6 protein-coding genes are annotated in these 4,600 nt (G+C 42.7%); 2 read left to right on the top strand and 4 right to left on the bottom strand.

Annotated features, from left to right (window positions below; all coding sequences use genetic code 11):
- The first annotated feature begins 330 nt into the window (after nucleotides 1-330).
- Both RM368_RS15740 and RM368_RS15735 read left to right on the top strand, forming a co-directional pair.
- Nucleotides 331-570, top strand: coding sequence for a hypothetical protein (locus RM368_RS15740; RefSeq protein WP_194043059.1), 240 nt, complete (start codon nucleotides 331-333; stop codon nucleotides 568-570).
- A gap of 63 nt (nucleotides 571-633) precedes the next feature.
- Nucleotides 634-891, top strand: coding sequence for a hypothetical protein (locus RM368_RS15735; protein ID WP_322694916.1), 258 nt, complete (start codon nucleotides 634-636; stop codon nucleotides 889-891).
- Nucleotides 892-970: 79 nt separating this feature from the next.
- On the opposite strand, the gene plsY is transcribed toward RM368_RS15735, so the two are convergent.
- From plsY to RM368_RS15715, 4 genes are all read right to left on the bottom strand, one after another.
- Nucleotides 971-1,654: a glycerol-3-phosphate 1-O-acyltransferase PlsY gene (gene plsY, locus RM368_RS15730; protein ID WP_322694915.1), complete on the bottom strand. Its 684-nt coding sequence runs from the start codon at nucleotides 1,652-1,654 to the stop codon at nucleotides 971-973.
- A 129-nt stretch (nucleotides 1,655-1,783) separates the two neighbouring features.
- Nucleotides 1,784-3,058: a DUF3086 domain-containing protein gene (locus tag RM368_RS15725; RefSeq protein ID WP_322694914.1), complete on the bottom strand. Its 1,275-nt coding sequence runs from the start codon at nucleotides 3,056-3,058 to the stop codon at nucleotides 1,784-1,786.
- A gap of 136 nt (nucleotides 3,059-3,194) precedes the next feature.
- Nucleotides 3,195-3,581 carry a DUF3119 family protein gene (locus tag RM368_RS15720; RefSeq protein WP_104906734.1) on the bottom strand — a complete coding sequence of 129 codons (387 nt, stop codon included), beginning with the start codon at nucleotides 3,579-3,581 and terminating at the stop codon, nucleotides 3,195-3,197.
- 128 nt (nucleotides 3,582-3,709) lie between these two features.
- Complete coding sequence (locus RM368_RS15715; RefSeq protein ID WP_094350672.1) at nucleotides 3,710-4,504, bottom strand: MlaE family lipid ABC transporter permease subunit; 795 nt, start codon at nucleotides 4,502-4,504, stop codon at nucleotides 3,710-3,712.
- Nucleotides 4,505-4,600: the final 96 nt, after the last annotated feature.

Raw genomic sequence — 4,600 nt, 5'->3', positions numbered from 1 at the left:
GCGTACCACTTCGTGGAAGCAAGCTACGCGTAGCGTCTCCAAGAGTTGCGCCTATGCGTTGAAAAAAAATCTAGGATTTGGCGTTGCTTTATAAAAAAACGGTATTAGGAAAAATTTAAGTCTTTGGGCAGTTTTCTTTCTTTACGTAGCACGGTTAAGATGACGTGTGAGCTAATCTTGTAGTGTAATCAATTGAAAAACGCTATAACTTAACAGATTTAACTGACTCAGGCAGTTTTAGCCTACATCTTTATAAATCTTCAGACAAAAACTAACCACAATTTCCAAATCCGTGTAAATATAAAGAAAAGCTTAAGAGGTTACAGACTCATGGTGACAGCGAAAATGATGCAACAGCTTTGGGCTGTAATCGAGTCTACCCAGGTTAACACCCTGCTCCAATTTGACGATGCTGCTTTAGTACAATTGCTTCTCCAGCAGTTAAAAGCGAAGCAGGGGCTTGATTCCCAGGCAGATAGCACGCTCAATACTTACATAAAGTCTAAACTGCCCCTAATTCGTGATACGGCTGAAGGTCGATTATCTTTAGGGCAAGGCGGCAATCATTAGTCCGAAAAATTAAATTATTGCTCGCTGCCAAGCATACGCTCAGAGTTCAAACAGTGGAATATTATGAATAACTGGCTAGTAATTGCCCTAGTAGCTTATCTAATTGGAGCAGCGATTGAAGGGGTGAGTACAGCCAGTCAGCTATCTCATTCAATGCCAGAATTAGCTAAAAACACACAAGCTCATCCTTCAGAGTCTAAGACTGAGACTAATTCAACTTGGCGAGTTGTGGCCGCTATCGCCTCAGTCAGTGTTTGTGGAGCTTTTTTGTGGCCTTGCCGCCTTTTCCACCGTTTACTTAAAGGCAATGTTCGTTCGTAAGCCTAAAATATCAATACAGTAATTCTGGAAGAAGCTCTCTCCTTCTCAGAGATGAGTTTTGAGTTTGGCTCTCGTTTATCTATGATGCACTTTGTTCGGGTTCTGTCGCTACAGGTTGCCCAATTTTTGGCTCCGTTCCCGCAAACAGTCGCTCAATATTAGTGCGATGGCGCAAAATCACATACAACCCACCGGCAATCCCAAACAGAATATAGGGTAAAGGTTGATGCAAAAGTATCATGAAAATGGAAACTGCGATCGCACCTGCAATTGAACTTAAAGAAACAATCCGCGATATTGCCACAACGACGGCAAACACACCCGCTGTTGCTAAACCTATCTGCCAACTCATTGCCAACAAAATCCCCAAGCTGATAGCAACGGATTTACCACCAGTAAAGCCTAAAAAAATTGATTTACTATGTCCTAAAATGGCAGCTAACCCAGATATTGTTACTAACCACGGTTGCCACAGTTGTGCATCTACTGTTGGAGGGATATAATTTTTAATTGGTTCAAAGTTGAACAACCAATAAACTAGAGCGATCGCTAATACTCCCTTTAAGGAATCAAGTACTAAAACCAATGCTCCCGGTCCTTTGCCCAAGGTTCTTAGTACATTAGTTGCACCAGTGGAACCGGAACCAACTGCCCGAATATCAATACCTTTTAACTGCTTCACAGCAATGTAGCCAGTGGGAAAAGAACCCAGCAGGTAAGCGATGACCACAATTGCTCCGCACAGAGTTAACCAAATAGCCATAATACAATTCAAAATTCAAAACTTGTACTGAGCGTAGCCGAAGTATTCAAAATTCAAAAAAGTCAAGAGATATTACTCTTGACCAATGACCAATGACTAATGACCAATGACCAATGACTAATGACTCATTTAAAAGTCATCATCATAGTTTCTCACTATTTTGGGGTCAGGGGCAAAGGCTAACCACAAAGGAAATTGCAGCAGTGACAAACTGATTTGTTCTTCGGAATCGTCAATGATAATTAAAGGTAATTGATTGGCTTTCGTCAATCGGTCTGCTTTTTGAGCCAGAGCGTCAGATGCCTCAAATAATACCACACCCCGGTCTGGGCCGAAATCTGGGCGACCGATTCCTAGACAATCTTGCAAGCCGCGCCGCCATTCACCTAATCGCTCCGGTGTATTAGCTAAGACTAAAGTACGGACGCGATCGCCATAGAGCTTGTGTAATATCGAAATTGCAGCTGAGGCAATCAGAATATTTTGTAAGCGGCTACCCATTGTCCGCAAACCACCCCGTCCTCCTTGGGTAAAAAACCAGTTGGAGATTCGTTCAGCGTGGATTGGTTCAAAGGTACGGCGTAGTTGCCACGGTGGCCCGTAGTAATCAGGTTTATTGCGGTATTGGTCAATGAGGCGGCGAATTTGCTTTGTGGTATCTTGAAACTGCTGTTGGGCAAATTGGGGTATTCCAGGTTGGGGTTCAGCTGGTTTAGGCTCTTTTACAGCTGGTTTTTCTCGTTCTACCACACTTGGCGTTAGTTGCAGCTGTTCAGCAGCAGAGGCCAAATCCTGTAAGCTACCCGTGAGATAATCTTTAAAACCTTGCACCCGAATTGCCAAGTCTTGGGATGTACCAGCAAAAGTGGTTCGCATCTCATTGCGGATACGTTCTTGACGGCGTTCTAGTTGTTCTACAGAAATTTGCAGGGTTTGTTTGCGTTGTTCTAACTGGACTAGCGACTCTTGCACGATTCGCCCCAGTGAGGTTTGAGTTTCACTCACCTGTGTCTGAAGGTTTTCGTAAGAAGCTTGCAGCTTGGCTATTTCTGACTTGAGAACTGCTTCAGCACTCTGCAACTCTGCAACTCGCTGCTCTGCTTCTGCATATAATGAATTATTTCCAGATCCTATTTCAGACCCCAGAGCGGCATTTTCCGCTTCTAATTGCGCTACAAACTCGCCATTTGAATTTTCTGTTAGCTCTACTGTAGAATCTACCACTTCTGCATTAGAAATAAGTGGCTCAAAATTTGTGTAGTCCTCTGATGAGCTAATGGCTTTTGTGTCTACCACTGGCTCAACTGATGAATTTACTGGATGTTCAACTGCATTGTTCTCTTCTGGTTTTTCTGCCAACCGTTCATCAATTGGTTCTGGGGTTTGAGATGCCTCTGGGTTCATAAACAATAGTGTAATTCCTATGACGCGAATAAATAGCTTTCAGAAATATTACAATTGACCTGCCATAAAAGTCCTGAGCATGAGTGCTGAGTTCTGAGTCTATATCAAAACGACTCAGAACAGATGGTAATCAGCACTAAATACGCGGACAACGTTGTTCTAAACAAGTTTTCAAGGTGTTGGGGTCAAATAAAATCGGCAAAAAGTGAATACTTTTAATTTCTTTAAAGTAAAACAAAATGGGGACTCTATTCCAAAAGATCCGCCAGTTTTGCCATTCTTGGTAGGGAAAGCGCCGAATCAGTTTTTCGCCTCTGTAAATATCTAAGTCGGTAGCGGTAAATTGCAAACGCAGCGTTAACGCCTGAAACATGAGAAACAAACCAAACAGCGTGAAAACGGAGCCTACCCAAGGTTGTACCAACAATAGTGGAATCGCGGCAATTACCAACACTATGGGTATATTGTAACTAGGCTTGAGTTCCACAGTTGATGTGGAGTTAGAAGCAAATGAACTGGTCACAGTCTTAAATCCTGCTTTGTTTATTAGGCATCTCTCCTATTTTAGGAGTCAGGAGTCAGGAGTTAAGAGTGAGGAATTATTAACTCATAACTCATAACTCATAACTCATAACTCATAACTTATAACTTCTATAGCCCGATGAATGCACTGCCAGTCCCCTGAAACATTAACCAAGAAAGAAAGAAGTTGCTAACAAATATAATCAGCAAGGCAGTCACAACAGCTGTTGTAGTTGACTGTCCTACACCTTTAGCACCTCCTGTTGTCGTCAACCCCCAACTGCAACCAATTACAGCGATTAAAATGCCAAAACAACACGCCTTAATCATGGCGCTTAAAATATCCCAGATACCAAGGAAGTTACGGGCTGAGTCTAGAAATACTGTATCAGACAGGTTGTAGATATTTGTCGCAATGATGAATCCTCCAAACATTCCCGTTATCAAAGACAGGAGGGTTAAAATTGGTAACATTAAACAGCAAGCAATAACGCGGGGAATAACTAGATAATCGATTGGATCTGTTTTTAACATCAACATGGCATCGATTTGCTCTGAGACTCGCATGGTACCGATTTCTGCTGCAAAAGCAGAACCGACTCGTCCCGCTAAAACCACTGCTGTCAACACAGGAGAGAGTTCTCGTGTCAACGCTATAGAAAGCACTCCGCCGATAATGTTTCCTGCGCCAAAGTTGATAAATTCCCGCGCCACCTGAATGGTAAACACCGCACCAACGAAAATAGCCGTCAATAAGGCAATAAATAAGGAATCTGGCCCAACTGCTGCCATTTGTTCTAAGGTGTTACGCCGATGGATTTTGCCTCTCAATAGGTGAACTAGTACTTGCCCACCCAGAAAAATCGCCGCCAGCAAACGCTGACTCCATTCCCCTAAACTGGATTTGGATGTAGTCTGGTTCAAAGTTCTGTAGCTAACTCGGTAACTGCCTTAAGAATAGCGGAAGTCATTTGTCATTTGTCATTTGTCATTTGTCATTTGTCATTTGTCATTTGTCAT

The organism is Nostoc sp. DedSLP03 (genome assembly GCF_034530815.1).
Classification (GTDB): domain Bacteria; phylum Cyanobacteriota; class Cyanobacteriia; order Cyanobacteriales; family Nostocaceae; genus Nostoc.
This window is presented reverse-complemented; position numbering and strand designations above follow the sequence as displayed.